The following is a 17,129-nucleotide window of genomic DNA, read 5'->3' on the forward strand; positions in this document are numbered from 1 at the left end:
GTCCGGTACCCCGCCCTCCCGTGGCCCCTCACTCTGCCGCCCGCGCCGCCCCGCCTGAATCGGCGTTCCTACTCAAGAGCCCACCTGAGTACGCCTACCTAGCCGCCCCTCAGCGCACGCCCCCGGAAAGGCTAGAGTCGCTGGTCATGGGACGGATCGCGGTGGTCGGTGCGGGTCTTGGCGGAATGGCGGCGGCCGCGCGGCTCGCCGTCGCGGGCCACGAGGTGACGGTGTACGAGCGGAGCGACACCTACGGCGGCGCCGTGCGGCGGTACGCCCGTGACGGGTTCGCCTTCGACACGGGGCCCGGGCTGCTGCACCTGCCTGCCGTCTACCGCGACCTGTTCGTCAAGACAGGCCGTGAGCGGCTCGAGGACCTGGTGGACCTGGTGCAGGTGCCGGTCACGGCGCGGCACGTGTTTCAGGACGGTACGGGCGTCACGCTGCCGAACGCCGCACGGGGCAGGGTGGTCGCCGCGCTGGACGACGGACTCGGCGCCGGCGCGGGTGAGCGCTGGGCACAGTTGCTGACCCGGGCCCGCGAGGCGTGGGAGACGTGCCGGCGCCCGCTGCTGGAGGAGCCGCTGCGCGCGGAGCCGTCCTCGCGGGGGGCGCTGGCACAAGACGGCGCCTATCCCGCGCTCCGCAGGAGGGTGCTGCCGCGCCTCCCCCGGGCGCTGGGCGGGCGGGACGTCCCGCGGCCGACGCTGGCCGAGGTCGCGGACGGCGAACTGCGCGATCCGCGGCTGGCGGCGATGCTGTGCGGTGGCGTGCGGGCGCACGGTCTCGACCCGGCGCGGACTCCGGCCGCCGCGGCGATACTGGCCTACGTCGAGGACTCGTTCGGCACCTGGTACGTGCGGGGCGGCGGCATGCGGGCGCTCGCCGACGCGCTCCACGAGCGGTGCCGCCGGCGGCGGGTGGCCTTCCGCTTCGGCTGCCGGGTGGCGGCCGTACGGGAGAAGGACGGGCGGGCGGCCGGTCTCGAGCTGGCCGACGGCAGCGCCCTCGACGCGGACGTGGTGCTCGCGGGCGGCGGCCCCGCGGCGCCGGGCGGGCCCGCCGACACGGGCGCAGGAGCGGCGCGGCTGACCGTGCTGCTGGCGCTGCGGGGCGCCCGGCCCCAGGGCACCGCGCACCGCACGCTGGTGCACGGCGCCCCGGGGCCCGGCGGGCCGCTGACGGTGCTGCGCCCCGACGATCCGGCGCTGCGGCCCGACGACGCGCACGAGACGGCGGTCCTCAGCGTGCCGGTGCCACCGGGTGCGGTCACGGGGAGCGGCGAGGCCGAAGCGCTGGCCGAGCGGCTGCTGGCCGCGGCGGACGAGGCAGGTCTCGGACTGGGCGAGCGGCTGCTGTGGCACGAGGTGCGCACCCCGGCGGACAACGAGGCCGAGACGGGCGCGCCCGGCGGCCGGGTGCCGCCGCCCTCGCTGCCGGGTGCCGGCGGTGCCTTCCTGCGCCCGGCGAACCAGGCGTCGCCGCTGTCGGGTCTGTACGCGGTCGGCGGCTGGTCCCATCCGGGCGGCGGGCTTCCCGCGGCGGGGATGTCGGGGGCCATGGCGGCGGGGCTGGTCCAGGACCCGGACTGGCGCGGCTCGGTCTGAACCGTCCCCCGCGCCCCACGCCGGACGGCCTGTGCCCCGCGCCGGGGACGGTCCGCGCTCCACGCCGGACGGGGGGGCGGACGCCCGTGCCCGTCCGTGGCGCCGGGCGTGCGGCCTCAGTGCCTGCCGTCGCCGTAGTAGCCCTGCGGGTAGGGGTGGGCCTGCGGTTGCTGCGCCCAGCCGTCGGCGGATCCGTCGCCGTAGTAGGCACCCTCGACGGGCTCGGCCCCGTAACCGTAGGGGTCCTGCGGCTGGTCCTGCGGCGGTGGCGGGGCGCCGTCGCGCTGTTGCGGCACCCAGACGCCGCCCGGCGGGGTCTCGGGCACGTCGGGGTAGTACGGCTGCTGCGGTGCGGCCGGGTATCCGTAACCGGCGTACTGGCCCTGCTCCTCGGCGCCGAAGGCGCCGTAGCCCCCGTACGGGTCCGGGGTCTCCTGGTACGCCTGGTAGTCGGGGTACGGGGTGTGCTCCGGGTAGCCGAAAGCGCTCTGGTAGGCGGAGTCGTCCGCTCCCGTGCCCTGGTGGAAGGAATCCGTGTGGCCCGCGGGCTGTGCGTAGTCCGGGTAGTCCGGGTATCCCTGCGCCGGGTAGGGCCCGCCGAGTCCTGCGTCGTAGGCGTAGGCCTGCGTCTCGCCGGGCGCGCCGCCGAAGACGGAGGGCTCCTCCTCATAGCCGCCGTACCCCGGGGAGGGGACGTAGCCCTGGTGTCCTTCCCAGGCCGGCTGCTGGTCGTAGCCGGGCATCGGGGCGTGGCCGGGCGTCCCGGCGTAGCCCGGGTCTGCGTACCCGGCGGACCCGGCGGACCCGGCGGACTCGGCGGACTCCGCACCGCCCGGCTGGTCGTGGCCGGAGGGCCCGTAGCCCGCCTGCCCGTAGCCGGCCTGTCCGTAGTCGTCGACCGGCTCGGGGAGCGGGACCTGGACCGGTGTGGTCTCGGGGGCGTCGGCGAAGGGGCCCGATTCGGCGTCGGGGCCGTGGGTGCGCAGATCGGTGACTTCCAGGGAGGGGTCCGCCGCGCCGGAGGTGCCCCCGGCGCGGCGGCGCCGGCTCGCACCGGGGCCGCGGTAGGCCCAGCCCTCGGTGAAGCCGCTGCGGACGGAGAGCGTCACGAAGGTCTGTCCGAGAGCGAAGGCCGCGATGCCGAGGCCGATCACGATGACGGACGGCAGCGCTGTGGTGCCGACGACGACGGCGAGGAAACCGCCGAAGGCCAGCAGCCGCCAGCGCAGCCGCGCCTTGTACTGGAGCAGCACCTCGCCCAGCAGCCACAGCGCCACGACGCCGAACGCGATATAGAGGACCGTCCAGCCCATCTACGCCCCTCTTCCGCTCCCCGGCTGCCTCGCGGTCTTAAGGCAGCTGGGCCTTCTGCCGAAGACCCAGATTCTGGTGGATTTCCAGCGTCGCCGTGGAGTGGTTGAGCGTAATGAAATGCAGTCCCGGGACGCCCTCGGCCATCAGCCTCGCACACAAGTCTGTGGCGTACTCGATACCGACAGAGCGTACCGCCGCCGGATCGTCCTCCACCGCCCGGAGTCGCTCCACCATCTCGCCGGGGAGGGTGGCGTTGCTCAGCTGCGCGAACCGCTCGATCTGTTTCACGTTCGTGACGGGCATGATCTCCGGGATGATGGGCGTCGGGCAGCCCGCGGCGGCGGCGCGGTCGCGCAGCCGCAGGTAGTCCTCGGCCCGGAAGAACATCTGGGTGATGGCGTAGTCGGCACCGGCCTTGCACTTGTTCACGAAGTGCCTGATGTCCGAGTCCCAGTCGGTGGAGCGGGGGTGCATCTCGGGGAACGCGGCGACACCGACGCAGAAGTCGCCGGACTCCTTGATCAGCTCGACGAGTTCGGCGGCGTAGCCGATGCCCTCCGGGTGCTTGACCCACTCCCCCAGCGGATCGCCGGGCGGGTCACCGCGCAGCGCCAGCACGTCGCGGATACCGGCGTCGGCGTACTGCCCGATGACGTTGCGCAACTCGGTCCGCGAGTGGTTCACGGCGGTGAGGTGCGCGACCGGGGTGAGGGTCGTCTCGTTGGCGATGCGCTCGGTGTTGCGGACGGTGCCCTCGCGGGAGGAACCGCCGGCGCCGTAGGTGACGGAGACGAAGGTCGGGGAGACCGCCTCGATGCGGCGCAGCGCGTTCCACAGGGTCCGCTCACCCTTCTCGGTCTTCGGCGCGAAGAACTCGAAGGAGAAGGACTGCTCGCCGCTCGCGAGCTTGTCACGCACGGTCGGCGGACGGTCTGTCCTGGGAGCTGAGATACCGATGGCCATGCATGCAGGCTAACGGCCTGGCCTGCGCAGCGGCTCGGCGCGGAGACGTTAAAGGCGGTTCTGTCCGGTTCCCGGATGGCCGATGTCCACCTGGTGGACAGCCCGGCCACTCCGTGCTACCGGACCGTGCCCGGATTGTCCCCTTCGGCCGCCTCCCGCAACCGCCCCGCGAGCGAGGCGGCGGCCGCCTCCGGATCGTCCGCACCGGTCAGCGCACGGACCACGACCGCCCTGCGGGCCCCCGCCTCCAGCACCTGATCGAGATTCCCCGCGTCGATACCGCCGATCGCGAACCACGGCCGCCCCACCGGGTCCGCCGCCGCCCTGGCCGCGGTGTGACGGACGAGATCCAGCCCCGGTGCCCTGCGGCCCGGCTTGGTGGGCGTCGGCCAGCAGGGGCCCGTGCAGAAATAGTCGACACCGGGCTCCCGCAGCGCCGCGTCGGCCTCGGCCGCCGCATGGGTGGAGCGGCCGATCAGCACCTCGTCGCCGAGCAGCGCCCGGGCGGCGGGCACCGGCAGGTCGCCCTGGCCGAGGTGGAGCACATCGGAGGCGGCGGCGTGCGCCACATCGGCCCGGTCGTTGACCGCGAGCAGCGCGCCGTGCCGGCGGCAGGCGTCGGCGAAGACCGCGAGGTGCTCCAGCTCCTCGGCCGCCTCCATGCCCTTGTCCCGCAGCTGGACGATGTCCACACCACCCGCCAGCACCGCGTCGAGGAACGCGGGCAGATCGCCCTGCTCCTTGCGCGCGTCGGTGCACAGGTACAGCCGGGCGTCGGCGAGCCGCTCGCGGGCGGTGGGCCGCCGCACGGCGGCGGGCGAGGTGCGGGACATGGCGGTGTACTTCCCCCCGGGAGGGGGCGCACGGGCCGGGAAGGGCCCGTGCGCCCGGTGGATGTGCGGTGGTACGTGCGGCGGCCGCGGGTGCCGCCGCGGATCAGCCGCTCAGACGGCCAGGGCCTGGGCGCGGCGCTTGACCTCCGTGCCCCTGTTCTCCCGCAGGGCCGTCACCGGCGCCCCCGGCAGCGACTCGTCCTCCGTGAACAGCCACTCCAGCATCTCCTCATCGCTGAACCCGTCGTCCCGCAGCAGCGTGATCGTGCCGGCCAGGCCCTTCACGATCCTGCCCTCGCCGACGAAGGCGGCGGGAACCTGCAACACCCTGTTCCCCGACTCGGCCTCGCGCCGGACGGCGAGCAGCTGCCCCTCCTTCACGAGCTGCCGCACGCGGGTCACTTCGACGTCGAGCTTCTCGGCGACCTCGGGCAGGGTGAGCCAGGCGGGGACGAGAGCATCGGTCTTTGCGTCAATCTCGGTCACGGTGTCCAGACTGCCATCCAGGGCTGAGCGCCACTACCGCGCCGCCTTCTTCAGGGCGACGGCCGCGTCGGCCACCAGCGCCGGGTCCACGGCCGCACCCTGCTGGATCAGCTTGCGCCCCTGCGCGAGATCGCGCGGACGGCCGACCGCCAGCAGCGCGGCCAGCCGCTCACCGCGCAGCCAGCACACGCTCCAGGCGGCGCCCTCGGGATCACCGCGCCACACCAGCTCGTCCCCCTCGCCGTGGTGGCCCGCGTACTGCACGAAGCGCCCGAACTGCTCGGACCAGAAATACGGCACCGGGTCGTGCTCGACGCTGTCGGCCGCGCCGTCGGCATGCCCCTCGGCCAGCAGGTTCGCGGCCACCGTGCGGGGGCCCTGGAGCGCGTTGTCCCAGTGGTGGACCAGCAGCCGCTCGCCGTAGCGGGCCGACGGGAAGGAGGCGCAGTCCCCCACCGCGTAGACGCCGGGCACGGAGGCGCGCAGCCGGGAGTCGGCGCGCACCGCGCCGTCGGGACCGAGTTCGACGCCGGAGCCGCGCAGCCAGCCCGTGGCCGGGCGGGCGCCGATGCCGACGAGCACCGCGTCGGCCGCCAGCCTGTCCCCGTCGGACAGCAGCACCGCACCCCGCTCGACACCCGAGACGGCCACACCCGTGCGCAGCTCCACCCCGGCCTGCGCGTACCAGGCCCGCATCGGCTCCGAGACGCGCGCAGGCAAGGCGCCGGGCAGCGGCGTGGCGGCGGCCTCCACCACCGTCACCTCGCAGTCGCGCTCGCGCGCCGCCGTCGCGAACTCCGCACCGATCCAGCCCGCACCCACCACGACGACGCGGCCGCGCTCGGCCAGCACAGGACGCAGCCGCCTGGCGTCGTCCAGGGTGCGCAGCAGATGCACCCCGGGCACGCCCTCGCTGCCGGGCAGCGCGACCGGCTCGGCGCCGGTCGCCACGACCAGGCGGTCGTAGTGCACGGGCCCCGCGTCGGTGACCAGCAGCCGCTCGCGCGCACGCAGCCCCGTGACGGTGCGGCCCAGCTCCAGCTCGATGCCCAGCCCGGCGAAGTCGATGTCGAAGAGCGGCTCCTCGGACTCCTCCCCGGTGCCGAGGAGCACGGCCTTCGACAGCGGCGGCCGGTCGTAGGGGGCGTGCGGCTCGGCTCCGATCAGCCGCACGGACCCCGGCCAGCCCTGCTCCCGCAGGTGCACGGCGGTCTGCACGCCCGCCATCCCGGCTCCCACGATCACGACCCGCTGCTGCGTCTGGCTCCCACTCACGCTCTGGCTCCCACTCACGCCGCTCACTGTATGCCGCCGCGCCGCGCCCGCACTCGGACGGCCGACCGGGATCGGGCACGACCACCGACCGAGGCCCTGGTCCCGGCGCTGAGCACCGCAGTAGGCTGGCCGCGTACATCCAGCACACGCGGGAGCCCGGACGCACCGGGCTGAGAGGGAGGCTGCGGCGGCCTCCGACCGTCCGAACCTGATCCGGGTCATTCCGGCGAAGGGAGCAGCGGCACCCCCATGCGCGAGACGACATCGAGCGGTACGACATCCGGCAAGGCGCCGTCCGGCGCCCCCGACGTCCTCGTCCTCGGCGGCGGCCTCATCGGCCTGGTCACCGCCTGGCGCGCGGCCCGGCGCGGCCTGCGCGTCACCGTTGTCGACCCCGAACCCGGCGGCGGCGCCGCACAGGTCGCGGCCGGCATGCTCGCGGCCGTCACCGAACTGCACTACGGCGAGGAGACGCTCCTCGACCTCAACCTCGCCTCAGCGGCCCGCTACCCCGCCTTCGTCGCCGAACTGGAAGAGGCCTCAGGGCTGGACGTCGGCCACCGCGCCTGCGGCACCCTCGCCGTCGCGCTCGACGCCGACGACCGCGCCCACCTGCGGGAGCTGCACGCGCTGCACCAGCGCTGCGGACTGAGCTCCGCGTGGCTGACCGGGCGCGAATGCCGCCGCCTCGAGCCGATGCTGGCACCGTCCGTACGCGGCGGGGTCCGCGTCGACGGCGACCACCAGATCGACCCGCGCCGCCTGGCCGCCGCCCTGCTGCGGGCCTGCGCACACGCCCGCGTCACCTTCCTGCGGACCACGGCCAGGCGGCTCCTGGTCGCCGGCGGCCGGGCCGTGGGCGCCGCCACCGCCGACGGCGGCGAGGTGACCGCGGGCCAGACCGTCCTCGCGCTCGGCTCGCGCAGCGGCACGCTCGAGGGCGTGCCCGCGCACGTGCCGGTGCCGGTACGCCCCGTCAAGGGCCAGGTGCTGCGACTGCGGATGCCGGCGTCCGGCGGCGCCCGCGAGGCGTTCCTCAGCCGCACGGTCCGCGCCGTCGTGCGCGGCGGTGCGCTCTACCTGGTGCCGCGCGAGAACGGCGAACTGGTCGTCGGCGCCACCAGCGAAGAGCTGGGCTGGGACACCACCGTGACCGCCGGCGGCGTCTACGAACTGCTGCGGGACGCGCACGAACTCGTCCCCGGCGTCACCGAACTGCCGCTGGCCGAAACCGTCGCAGGGCTGCGCCCGGGATCCCCCGACAACGCGCCCCTGCTCGGCCCCACACGACTGCCGGGGCTCCACCTGGCCACAGGACACCACCGCAACGGCGTGCTGCTCACCCCCGTCACCGGCGACGTGATGGCCGGCCTGCTGGCCGACGGCGAGCTGCCGCCCCTGGCCCGGGCCTTCACCCCGGGCCGCTTCGCCACACCCCCCGCCCCCGAGCCGCAGGAGCAGACCGCATGACCTCCACCACCGCGCGGGTCACCGTCTCCGTCAACGGTGAACCCCGCCACCTGACGGAGGGCACCACCCTCGACCAGCTCGTGGCCACCCTCACCGCCGCGCCCTCGGGGGTGGCCGCCGCGCTCAACGAGAACGTCGTCCCCCGCGGCAGCTGGGCCACCACGGCGCTGGGCGAGGGAGACCGCGTCGAAGTACTCACCGCAGTCCAGGGAGGCTGAGCACCACCATGGCCGACGACCCGCTGACCATCGGCGACACCACCTTCGACTCCCGCCTGATCATGGGCACCGGCGGCGCCCCCAGCCTGGACGTGCTGGAAAAGGCACTGCTGGCCTCCGGCACCGAACTGACCACCGTCGCCATGCGGCGCCTCGACCCGTCCGTCAGCGGCTCCGTACTGTCCGTACTCGAACGGCACGGCATCCGCGTCCTGCCCAACACCGCGGGCTGCTACACGGCCGGCGAAGCGGTGCTCACCGCGCGGCTCGCGCGCGAAGCGCTGGGCACCGACTGGGTCAAGCTCGAGGTCATCGCCGACGAACGCACCCTGCTGCCCGACCCCGTCGAACTCCTCGACGCCGCCGAGACCCTCGTCGACGACGGCTTCACCGTGCTGCCCTACACCAACGACGACCCCGTACTCGCCCGCAAACTCGAAGACGCCGGATGCGCCGCGATCATGCCGCTCGGCTCCCCCATCGGATCAGGGCTCGGCATCCGCAACCCCCACAACTTCCACCTCATCACCGAGCGGGCCACGGTCCCCGTCGTCCTCGACGCCGGGGCCGGCACCGCCTCCGACGTCGCCCTGGCCATGGAACTCGGCTGCTCCGCCGTGATGCTGGCCTCCGCGGTGACGCGGGCTCAAGAGCCCGCGCTCATGGCGGCGGGCATGCGGGCCGCTGTCGACGGTGGGCGGCTGGCGTTCCTCGCGGGGCGGATTCCTCGGCGGTGGTATGCCTCGGCGTCCTCTCCTGCGGAGGGCTTGGCCGACTTTGACCCTGAGCGGCCGGCCTTTCGCTGATACCCCAGCACCTGGGGCGGGCCCCCCAGACCTCCCCCTTTACCAGTGGGGCCAGCCCACCCCCGATGTTGCCGATCTCTATCCGGGGGGCTCCGCCCCCCAGACCCCCGGCCCCTCGCCGGGGAGGCTTTGGGGCGGCGCTGCCCCCCAAATGCCCCCCGCTACGGGGGCTCCGCCCCCCTAGGAACCCCCGCCAAGGGGCTCCGCCCCCTGGACCCCCACATGAGACAGCACCACAGAACGCATGCGCTGGGCCGTCTCTTGCGTAAGAGGGGAACTGGCTCTCCTCCAGGGGGCTCCTAGGGGGGACGGAGTCCCCCGTAGCGGGGGGCCGTTGGGGGGCGGAGCCGCCCCAACGCCCGGCCGGCGAGGCCCCGGGGGTTTGGGGGCGGAGCCCCCGACCACGGCCGAGGGCACCTCAGCGGAAGAAGGGGAAGACCATGTAAGGGGGCCAGGGGCGGAGCCCCGAGGGGAGGGGGACTGTCACTGTTCGGCTCTAGTGCGGGCGCGAGGCATAAGGAGGCGCGGGGAACTCGTAAACTCTGCGCAATGGACACCACCCTCAAGGACCCCCTGGTCGGTCAGGTTCTCGATGGCCGGTACCGCATCGAAGCCCGCGTAGCCGTCGGCGGCATGGCGACGGTCTACCGCGCCATGGACACCCGCCTGGACCGGGTGCTGGCCCTGAAGGTGATGCACACCTCCCTCTCGTCGGACGAGACGTTCGTGACGCGTTTCATCCGGGAGGCGAAGTCCGCCGCGCGGCTCGCGCACCCGAACGTGGTGGGCGTGTTCGACCAGGGCACGGACGGTACGTACGTGTATCTGGCGATGGAGTACGTGGAGGGCTGCACGCTCCGTGACGTCCTGCGCGACAAGGGCGCGCTGCGCCCGCGCCCCGCGCTGGACGTGCTGGAGCCGGTGCTGGCGGCGCTGGGCGCCGCCCACCGGGCGGGGCTCGTGCACCGGGACGTGAAACCGGAGAACGTCCTGATAGGGGACGACGGCCGGGTGAAGGTCGCCGACTTCGGGCTCGTGCGCGCTGTGGACAGCCAGACGTCCGCGACGACGGACTCGATCCTGGGCACGGTCTCGTATCTGGCGCCTGAGCAGATCGAGGACGGTACGGCGTCGCCGCGTACGGATCTGTACGCGTGCGGCGTGATGTTCTACGAGATGCTGACGGGCTCCAAGCCGCACGCGGGCTCCACTCCGGCGCAGGTCCTCTACCAGCACCTGAACAAGGACATGCCGCTCCCCTCGGCTGCGGTGCCGGGGATGGCGGCCGCGTTGGACGGGCTGGTGGCGCGGGCGACGGCACGGAACCCCGAGGGGCGCCCCGAGGACGCGGTGGCGCTGCTCGCGGAGGTCCGCTCGACCCGTGCGGGGCTCTCGGAGGAGGAGCTGGACGCGGTGCCCCCGCAGGCCAAGGACGGCGGGGAGCAGGCGGTGGCGCCGGCCGAGCAGGACGGTACGGGGACGCCGGTGGCCGCCGTGCCGCCGTCGGAGGCCGAGACGTCGGTGATTCCGCGGCCCGCGGCGAACGATCCGGTGCCGGACGCCGAACCGATGGACCGTACGGCGCTCCTTTCGGCGGTGCCGGCCACCGAACCGCCGCCCGCCGGGGCGGCGGAGCCCGCCGCCCCGCCCCGGCGGCGGGTGCTGCAACCGCGCTGGGTGCTGGTGGCGCTGGGAGTGCTGCTGGTGCTGCTGGTGGGGACGGGCGTCTGGTACATCAACTCGGGGCAGTTCACCAAGACACCCGCGGTCTTGGACCAGACGCAGTCGGAGGCGACCAAGGCGCTGGCGGAAGCGGGCCTCGACGTGAAGGTGGAGCGCGACTACAGCCAGCGGGTGAAGCGCGGCCACGTCATCGGCACCGACCCGAAGCCGGGTGAGCGGGTGCGCAAGACGGGCGCGGTCACGCTGACCGTCTCGCGCGGCCCCGAGGTGGTGAAGGTGCCGCAGCTGCGCGGCACCCCGCTCAGCGACGCCCGGCGCAAGCTGAAGGACGCCGGTCTCGAGCCCGGGCTGGTCAAGCGGCGGTTCGACGAGGAGACCGCGCAGGGCTCGGTCGTCGCCACGGATCCGAAGCCGGGCAGCGAGCGCAGGCCGGGTGCCGCCGTGGAGCTGACGGTCTCCAAGGGCGCCCCGGTGGACGTGCCCGACGTGGTGGGGGACGACGAGGGCGACGCCGTCGAGGAGCTGAAGGAAGAGGGCCTGAAGGTCAAGATCGCGAAGGAGCGCGTCCACTCGGAGGAGGACGAGGGCACCATCGCCCGCATGTCCCCCACGGACGGCTCGCGGCTCGCCAAGGGCGACACTGTGACGCTGACCGTCTCCAAGGGGCCCGACATGGTCGAGGTGCCGGACGTGGAGGACAGCAGCGAGAGCGAGGCCAAGGCGAAGCTGGAGCAGGCGGGCTTCGAGGTGCGGGTGCGCCGCGTCTTCTTCGGCGACACCGTCTTCAACCAGTCCCCCGATCCGGGCGAGGAGGCCCCTCGGGGCTCCGAGGTGACCGTCTGGCTGCGCTGAGCCCACCGGCGCTGAACGGAGCGCACCAGCGCTGAACGGAGCGCACCAGCGCCGAGCGGAGCGCACCGGTCCGTGCGGCCCCCGGCTTCCGCCGGGGGCCGTTCGCATGCCTTCCGACCGTATGACCTGGGCTTTCCCGAGCACGATTCCGGCATGACCGTTATGTCAGGTCAGTCGTGAAAAGTAATGCCAGGGTGCGCATGGGCCGCTACCGACCGTACTGCGAAACCCGCCCCGATGTGAGCCCACCCATAGGACGCACATCACCTACGAAAGACCGTAGTGGAAAGCGCATCACCGCCCCGACCTGGAATGCGGGGTATTCACCCCTTCATCGCGGGGGCCTGTTCAACGAATTTCGGTAGTACGTCACATCGTTGATTTCCCAAAACGGACCCTCTAACAATTGCGGCGTCGCACGGCGCCGTGAAACAGATCTCGGCGCGTTTCTCCGGCTCCCCGCCTCTGCGACGACGCCTAGCGATGAAAGGTTCCGCTCTTTCTCATGCCCAGCATCTCCAGCCTCAGTCCCGGTAATCTCAGCCCGCGGGCCAGGAAGATGACGACCGTCGGCATCGGCACCGCCGGCGCCGCGGCCCTGGCCCTGACCGTGCTCCCCGGCACCGCGGACCACGGCGACGCCAGCCAGGCGACGGCGGCCAGGAAGGTCAACGCCGAGAACGTGGCGTTCTCCTCCCACTCCTCGGTCCTGCCCGAGCAGGGCAAGGACATCGCGGCCGCCCAGCACTCCCTGATCGACGTCCCCGAGGGCGCGCAGCAGGTCCGCAGCGTCAAGGACGCCACCACGACCGCGAAGAGCTTCACCACCACCGACGAGGCCGCGGAGGCGATACGGGCAGGCGCCAAGGAGCGTGCCGCCAAGGCCGAGGCCCAGAAGAAGGCGGAGGCCGAGCGCGCCGCCAAGGAGACCGCGAACCGTTCCGAGCAGCGCGCGGCGAAGCCGACCTACCCGAACAACCTGGACGGGTGGATCCGTGAGGCCCTGGCCATCATGGACAAGCACAACATTCCGGGCTCCTACGAGGGCATCCACCGCAACGTCATCCGCGAGTCCGGCGGCGACCCCCGCGCCATCAACAACTGGGACATCAACGCCCAGAACGGCGTGCCGTCCAAGGGGCTGCTCCAGGTGATCAAGCCGACCTTCGACGCCTACCACGTCGAGGGCACCTCCTGGGACCAGTACGACCCGGTCGCCAACATCGTCACCGCGTGCAACTACGCGGCGGACCGCTACGGTTCGATGGACAACGTCAACTCGGCATACTGAGTGGTGTGACCACGAACGAAACGCAAGCCGCGCGCAATCCCGTCGGCAGCCACGTCCCCGTCGCCGGGGGCCTGGCTGCCACGGGCATTTCCTATGCCGACAGGATCGGAGCCGAAGCCGTTCAGGTATTCGTCGCGAATCCCCGAGGCTGGGCGACCCCCACCGGAAATCCGGAACAGGACACCGCATTCCGTGCCGCGTGCGCCGAGCGTGGACTCCCCGTATACGTCCACGCTCCCTATCTGATCAATTTCGGCTCGCACACCGAGGAAACCGCCCGCAAGTCCGTGCTGTCGCTGCGGCATTCGCTGCGGCGCGGCCGCGCGATCGGCGCGCTCGGCGTCGTCGTCCACACCGGAGCGGCGACCGGCGGCCGGGAGCGCGCCGTCGCGCTGGCCCAGGCGCGCTCGTTGATGCTGCCGCTGCTGGAGGAGCTGCGCCACGAGGACGGCCCGCAGCTGCTGCTGGAGCCGACCGCCGGGCAGGGTGCCTCGCTCTGTTCGCAGGCGCACGAGCTGGCCGCGTACTTCGAGGTGCTGGAGCACCACCCGAAGCTCGGGGTCTGCCTCGACACCTGCCACGTCTTCGCGGCCGGGCACGATCTGGCGGCGCCCGGCGGGGTGGAGCGCACCCTGCGGGAGCTGGAGGCGGCGACGGGCCCCGGGCGGCTGCGGCTGATCCACGCCAACGACTCCAAGGACGTGGCCGGCGCGCACAAGGACCGGCACGCCAACATCGGCTCGGGCCACATCGGCCAGGACCCGTTCGCTCAGCTGCTGGCCCACCCGCTCACGGACGGGGTGCCGCTGGTGGTCGAGACGCCCAGCGACAAGAAGGGCACCGAGCACGCGGCGGACGTGGCGCTGCTGAAGAAGCTGCGCGACGCCTGATCGGGCGGGCCGGGGCCGGGCGCCGGGCCCGCCGGGTGGGCGGGTCCGGCTACAGCTCGGGGCCTTCCCCCGGCTCCTCCTGGTAGGAGTAGCGCTGCTCCCGCCACGGGTCGCCGATGTTGTGGTAGCCGCGCTCCTCCCAGAAGCCGCGGCGGTCCGCCGTCATGTACTCGATGCCGCGGACCCACTTGGGCCCCTTCCACGCGTACAGGTGCGGAACGACCAGCCGGACGGGGAAGCCGTGCTCGGCGGTCAGCAGCTCGCCCGCCCTGTGGGTGGCGAAGAGCGCCTTGTCGGACGCGAAGTCGGACAGCCGCAGGTTGGAGCTGAAGCCGTACTCGGCCCACACCATCACATGGGTGACGTCGGGCGCGGGAGGAGCCAGCTCGAGGACCGTCCGGGCGCGGACCCCGCCCCACTCGGCGCCGAGCATGCTGAACTTCGCGACACAGTGCAGGTCGGCGACGACGGTCTCGTACGGCAGCGAGGTGAACTGCTCGTGGTCCCAGCAGTGCTTGTCGCTGTCCGCGGTGGCCCCGAAGACCCGGAACTCCCAGCGTTCGGGCTTGAACTTCGGTACGGGCCCGTAGTGGGTGACGGGCCACCCGCGCTGGAGCCGCTGGCCGGGCGGAAGCTCCTGCTGCTCCCCCGCACGGCTTGACGGCTGACCCATGTCTCCATGGTGACAGACCCGGGGCCGTGGTCTCGACCACGGCGAGGCGGCACACGACCTGCGTCGGTCCGCCCTCACGCCACGGGAGCCGGGCAAATACGGTAAGCCTGCACTTACTGGATCGATCCGGTGAGCGGTGACAGGATGCGCGATTGCGCGCCGCGTGCGCGACCGGCCCGCTTCACGCGTCACTCCCAGGAAGGAGCCCGCCACCATGCAGGGCGACCCCGAGGTCATCGAGTTCCTGAACGAGCAGCTGACCGCCGAGCTGACGGCGATCAACCAGTACTTCCTGCACGCCAAGATGCAGGAGCACAACGGCTGGACGAAGCTCGCGGAGTACACGCGCTCCGAGTCCTTCGACGAGATGCGGCACGCGGAGCGGCTGACCGACCGCATCCTCTTCCTGGAGGGCCTGCCGAACTACCAGCGCCTCTTCCACGTGCGGGTGGGCCAGACGGTCACCGAGATGTTCAAGGCGGACCGGCAGATCGAGGCGGAGGCGATCGACAGGCTGCGGCGCGGCGTGGAGGTGATGCGCGCCAAGGGCGACATCACCTCGGCCAACATCTTCGAGGACATCCTCGCGGACGAGGAGCACCACATCGACTACCTCGACACGCAGCTCGAACTCATCGAGAAGCTCGGCGAGCCGCTCTACATCGCCCAGCAGATCGAGCAGAAGTCCCCGGACGAGGCCTGAGCCCCGAGCCGACGGGCTGTGGCCAGGCGGAGGCGGACCGGCCGCGCCGGCTGTCTCAGGCCGCCGTGCGCAGCGGCTGTGCGGGGGCCGGCTCGGCGGGGAATCCGGCGGGGTCCGCCTCGCCCCGGCGGGGCGCGGCCGTCGGCGCCGTGGAGGTCGGTGCCGTCAGGGCGGGCTCGCCGCGCTCCAGTGCGGCCCTGCGGGGGCAGGCCCCGCGGCCGAGGATGCCCTGGATCCGGCGGACGCAGGAGCCGCAGTCCGTGCCGGCCTTGCTCTCGGAAGCGATCTGGCGCGGGGTGCAGGCGCCCGCCGCCGCGTGCTCGCGCACCTGCTCCTCGGTGATGCCGAAGCACGAGCAGACGTACACGCGGTCACCTCCGCTTCCGGTCAGGACAAGCTTTCTGAGGTAAACCTAACCTTACCCGCCGAACCGTGTCCACACACGCGCCTGGGGCCCGCGTCACACTCGATGACGCGGGCCCCGGGCGAGCGCCGGCACGCTCAGCGGCCGCTCACTGGTCGCGGTACATCTCCGCCACCAGGAACGCCAGGTCGAGCGACTGGCTGCGGTTCAGCCTGGGGTCGCAGGCCGTCTCGTAGCGCTGGTGCAGATCGTCGACGAAGATCTCGTCGCCGCCGCCCACGCACTCGGTGACGTCGTCGCCGGTCAGCTCCATGTGGATGCCGCCGGGGTGGGTGCCCAGGCCCTTGTGGACCTCGAAGAAGCCCTTGACCTCGTCCAGCACGTCGTCGAAGCGGCGGGTCTTGTGACCGCTGGCCGCCTCGAAGGTGTTGCCGTGCATCGGGTCGCAGACCCAGGCGACCCGGGCGCCCGAGGCGGTGACCTTCTCCACCAGCTCGGGCAGCCGGTCACGGATCTTGTCGGCCCCCATCCGGGTGATGAAGGTCAGCCGGCCCGGCTCGCGGTCCGGGTCGAGCCGCTCGATGAGGGCGAGCGCCTCCTCGGACGTGGTCGTCGGGCCGAGCTTCACACCGATCGGGTTGCGCACCCGGGAGGCGAACTCGATGTGCGCGCCGTCCAGCTGGCGGGTGCGCTCACCGATCCAGACCATGTGCCCGGAGACGTCGTAGAGGTTGCCGCTGCGCGAGTCGACGCGGGTGAGCGCCGACTCGTAGTCGAGCAGCAGCGCCTCGTGCGAGGAGAAGAACTCGACGGTGCGCAGCTCCTCCGGGTCGGTGCCGCAGGCCCGCATGAACTTCAGCGCCTGGTCGATCTCGCGCGCCAGCGCCTCGTAGCGCTGGCCCGAGGGGGAGGTCTTGACGAAGTCCTGGTTCCAGGCGTGCACCTGGCGCAGGTCGGCGTAGCCGCCGGTGGTGAAGGCCCGCACCAGGTTCAGCGTCGCTGAGGAGGCGTGGTACATCCGCTTGAGCCGCTCCGGGTCGGGCCTGCGGGCCTCCTCGGTGAACTCGAAGCCGTTGACCGAGTCGCCGCGGTAGGTGGGCAGCGTGACCCCGTCGCGGGTCTCGGTCGGCTTGGAGCGGGGCTTGCTGTACTGGCCCGCGATCCGCCCGACCTTCACCACGGGGACCGCCCCCGCGTAGGTGAGGACGGCTCCCATCTGGAGGAGCGTCTTGAGCTTGTTGCGGATGTCCTCGGCGCTGACCTGGTCGAACGCCTCGGCGCAGTCGCCGCCCTGGAGCAGGAACGCCTCACCGCGCGCGACCGCACCCAGCCGCTCCCGCAGCTGGTCGCACTCGCCGGCGAAGACGAGCGGCGGATAGGACTCGAGCTCGGCGAGGACGTCGCGCAGAGCCTGGTGGTCCGGCCAGTCGGGCTGCTGTGCTGCGGGCAGGTCTCGCCAGGTGCGGGCACCGGCGTCGGGGTTGGCGTTCACAGTCACGGACCCAAGATTACGGGGTCTCGCGCGCTGTCCGTCCCGCTGCCCGCGATGCGAGATCGGGATCTTGGCAGGTGGATCACGGCGCCGGGGCCCGCGGTGGGCTAGGGTGTCCCCCATGCACGCGCACTCGACCATGAACTGGTGGTGGCCCGCCCGCACGGCGGCCCGCCAGGACGCGCGTATCCACTGAGCGACACGTAACT

16 protein-coding genes and 1 riboswitch are annotated in these 17,129 nt (G+C 72.8%); of the genes, 8 read left to right on the forward strand and 8 right to left on the reverse strand.

The features are described 5' to 3' along the window. Positions 1–146 precede the first annotated feature (146 nt). Complete coding sequence (locus tag MMF93_RS08620; protein WP_242750611.1) at positions 147–1,607, forward strand: phytoene desaturase family protein; 1,461 nt, start codon at positions 147–149, stop codon at positions 1,605–1,607. Between the two features lie 116 nt (positions 1,608–1,723). Here the strand turns inward: MMF93_RS08620 and MMF93_RS08625 are convergent, their stop codons facing one another. From MMF93_RS08625 to MMF93_RS08645, 5 genes are all read right to left on the reverse strand, one after another. Next, a complete protein-coding gene (locus MMF93_RS08625; RefSeq protein ID WP_242750612.1) occupies positions 1,724–2,920 on the reverse strand; it encodes a hypothetical protein in 1,197 nt (398 codons plus the stop codon). A gap of 37 nt (positions 2,921–2,957) precedes the next feature. Continuing rightward, positions 2,958–3,884, reverse strand: a complete 927-nt coding sequence (metF, locus tag MMF93_RS08630) for a methylenetetrahydrofolate reductase [NAD(P)H] (protein WP_242750613.1) — start codon at positions 3,882–3,884, stop codon at positions 2,958–2,960. 116 nt (positions 3,885–4,000) lie between these two features. Then, positions 4,001–4,717 (reverse strand): thiamine phosphate synthase, encoded by a 717-nt coding sequence (thiE, locus tag MMF93_RS08635; RefSeq protein ID WP_242750614.1) that lies wholly within the window; start codon positions 4,715–4,717, stop codon positions 4,001–4,003. A 111-nt stretch (positions 4,718–4,828) separates the two neighbouring features. Then, positions 4,829–5,203: an Rv2175c family DNA-binding protein gene (locus MMF93_RS08640; RefSeq protein ID WP_242750615.1), complete on the reverse strand. Its 375-nt coding sequence runs from the start codon at positions 5,201–5,203 to the stop codon at positions 4,829–4,831. A 33-nt stretch (positions 5,204–5,236) separates the two neighbouring features. Then, a complete protein-coding gene (locus MMF93_RS08645) occupies positions 5,237–6,496 on the reverse strand; it encodes an NAD(P)/FAD-dependent oxidoreductase (RefSeq protein WP_274709438.1) in 1,260 nt (419 codons plus the stop codon). A 129-nt stretch (positions 6,497–6,625) separates the two neighbouring features. Next, positions 6,626–6,714, forward strand: a riboswitch (TPP riboswitch). Positions 6,715–6,727: 13 nt separating this feature from the next. On the opposite strand from MMF93_RS08645, the gene thiO reads away from it, so the two are divergent. From thiO to MMF93_RS08675, 6 genes are all read left to right on the forward strand, one after another. Then, positions 6,728–7,948 carry a glycine oxidase ThiO gene (thiO, locus tag MMF93_RS08650; RefSeq protein WP_242750616.1) on the forward strand — a complete coding sequence of 407 codons (1,221 nt, stop codon included), beginning with the start codon at positions 6,728–6,730 and terminating at the stop codon, positions 7,946–7,948. Further along, positions 7,945–8,166: a sulfur carrier protein ThiS gene (gene thiS, locus MMF93_RS08655; RefSeq protein ID WP_242750617.1), complete on the forward strand. Its 222-nt coding sequence runs from the start codon at positions 7,945–7,947 to the stop codon at positions 8,164–8,166. Before thiO ends, thiS begins: the two co-directional genes overlap by 4 nt. Positions 8,167–8,174: 8 nt before the next feature. Continuing rightward, positions 8,175–8,972 carry a thiazole synthase gene (locus tag MMF93_RS08660; RefSeq protein ID WP_242750618.1) on the forward strand — a complete coding sequence of 266 codons (798 nt, stop codon included), beginning with the start codon at positions 8,175–8,177 and terminating at the stop codon, positions 8,970–8,972. Between the two features lie 549 nt (positions 8,973–9,521). Beyond that, complete coding sequence (gene pknB, locus MMF93_RS08665; RefSeq protein ID WP_242750619.1) at positions 9,522–11,507, forward strand: Stk1 family PASTA domain-containing Ser/Thr kinase; 1,986 nt, start codon at positions 9,522–9,524, stop codon at positions 11,505–11,507. A 505-nt stretch (positions 11,508–12,012) separates the two neighbouring features. Continuing rightward, positions 12,013–12,798, forward strand: coding sequence for a transglycosylase SLT domain-containing protein (locus MMF93_RS08670; protein ID WP_242750620.1), 786 nt, complete (start codon positions 12,013–12,015; stop codon positions 12,796–12,798). A gap of 5 nt (positions 12,799–12,803) precedes the next feature. Continuing rightward, positions 12,804–13,688, forward strand: a complete 885-nt coding sequence (locus MMF93_RS08675) for a deoxyribonuclease IV (RefSeq protein WP_242750621.1) — start codon at positions 12,804–12,806, stop codon at positions 13,686–13,688. Between the two features lie 49 nt (positions 13,689–13,737). Here MMF93_RS08675 and MMF93_RS08680 read toward each other — a convergent pair whose 3' ends face one another. Further along, on the reverse strand, positions 13,738–14,361 hold the full coding sequence (locus MMF93_RS08680; RefSeq protein WP_242750622.1) for a sulfite oxidase-like oxidoreductase: 624 nt from the start codon (positions 14,359–14,361) through the stop codon (positions 13,738–13,740). Between the two features lie 214 nt (positions 14,362–14,575). On the opposite strand from MMF93_RS08680, the gene bfr reads away from it, so the two are divergent. Then, positions 14,576–15,064 (forward strand): bacterioferritin, encoded by a 489-nt coding sequence (gene bfr, locus MMF93_RS08685; RefSeq protein WP_242750623.1) that lies wholly within the window; start codon positions 14,576–14,578, stop codon positions 15,062–15,064. A 55-nt stretch (positions 15,065–15,119) separates the two neighbouring features. On the opposite strand, the gene MMF93_RS08690 is transcribed toward bfr, so the two are convergent. Continuing rightward, on the reverse strand, positions 15,120–15,431 hold the full coding sequence (locus MMF93_RS08690) for a (2Fe-2S)-binding protein (protein ID WP_242750624.1): 312 nt from the start codon (positions 15,429–15,431) through the stop codon (positions 15,120–15,122). 145 nt (positions 15,432–15,576) lie between these two features. Next, positions 15,577–16,926 carry a class II 3-deoxy-7-phosphoheptulonate synthase gene (locus MMF93_RS08695; RefSeq protein WP_242750625.1) on the reverse strand — a complete coding sequence of 450 codons (1,350 nt, stop codon included), beginning with the start codon at positions 16,924–16,926 and terminating at the stop codon, positions 15,577–15,579. Positions 16,927–17,129 lie beyond the last annotated feature (203 nt).

The organism is Streptomyces tubbatahanensis (genome assembly GCF_022699385.1).
GTDB classification, from domain to species: domain Bacteria; phylum Actinomycetota; class Actinomycetes; order Streptomycetales; family Streptomycetaceae; genus Streptomyces; species Streptomyces diacarni.

Bases quoted from the DNA above. Each gene is read 5' to 3' on its own strand.
- MMF93_RS08620 (WP_242750611.1), top strand. From the start codon at position 147: ATGGGACGGATCGCGGTGGTCGGTGCGGGTCTTGGCGGAATGGCGGCG.
- MMF93_RS08625 (WP_242750612.1), bottom strand. From the start codon at position 2,920: ATGGGCTGGACGGTCCTCTATATCGCGTTCGGCGTCGTGGCGCTGTGG.
- metF (WP_242750613.1), bottom strand. From the start codon at position 3,884: ATGGCCATCGGTATCTCAGCTCCCAGGACAGACCGTCCGCCGACCGTG.
- thiE (WP_242750614.1), bottom strand. From the start codon at position 4,717: ATGTCCCGCACCTCGCCCGCCGCCGTGCGGCGGCCCACCGCCCGCGAG.
- thiO (WP_242750616.1), top strand. From the start codon at position 6,728: ATGCGCGAGACGACATCGAGCGGTACGACATCCGGCAAGGCGCCGTCC.
- thiS (WP_242750617.1), top strand. From the start codon at position 7,945: ATGACCTCCACCACCGCGCGGGTCACCGTCTCCGTCAACGGTGAACCC.
- MMF93_RS08660 (WP_242750618.1), top strand. From the start codon at position 8,175: ATGGCCGACGACCCGCTGACCATCGGCGACACCACCTTCGACTCCCGC.
- pknB (WP_242750619.1), top strand. From the start codon at position 9,522: ATGGACACCACCCTCAAGGACCCCCTGGTCGGTCAGGTTCTCGATGGC.
- MMF93_RS08670 (WP_242750620.1), top strand. From the start codon at position 12,013: ATGCCCAGCATCTCCAGCCTCAGTCCCGGTAATCTCAGCCCGCGGGCC.
- MMF93_RS08680 (WP_242750622.1), bottom strand. From the start codon at position 14,361: ATGGGTCAGCCGTCAAGCCGTGCGGGGGAGCAGCAGGAGCTTCCGCCC.
- bfr (WP_242750623.1), top strand. From the start codon at position 14,576: ATGCAGGGCGACCCCGAGGTCATCGAGTTCCTGAACGAGCAGCTGACC.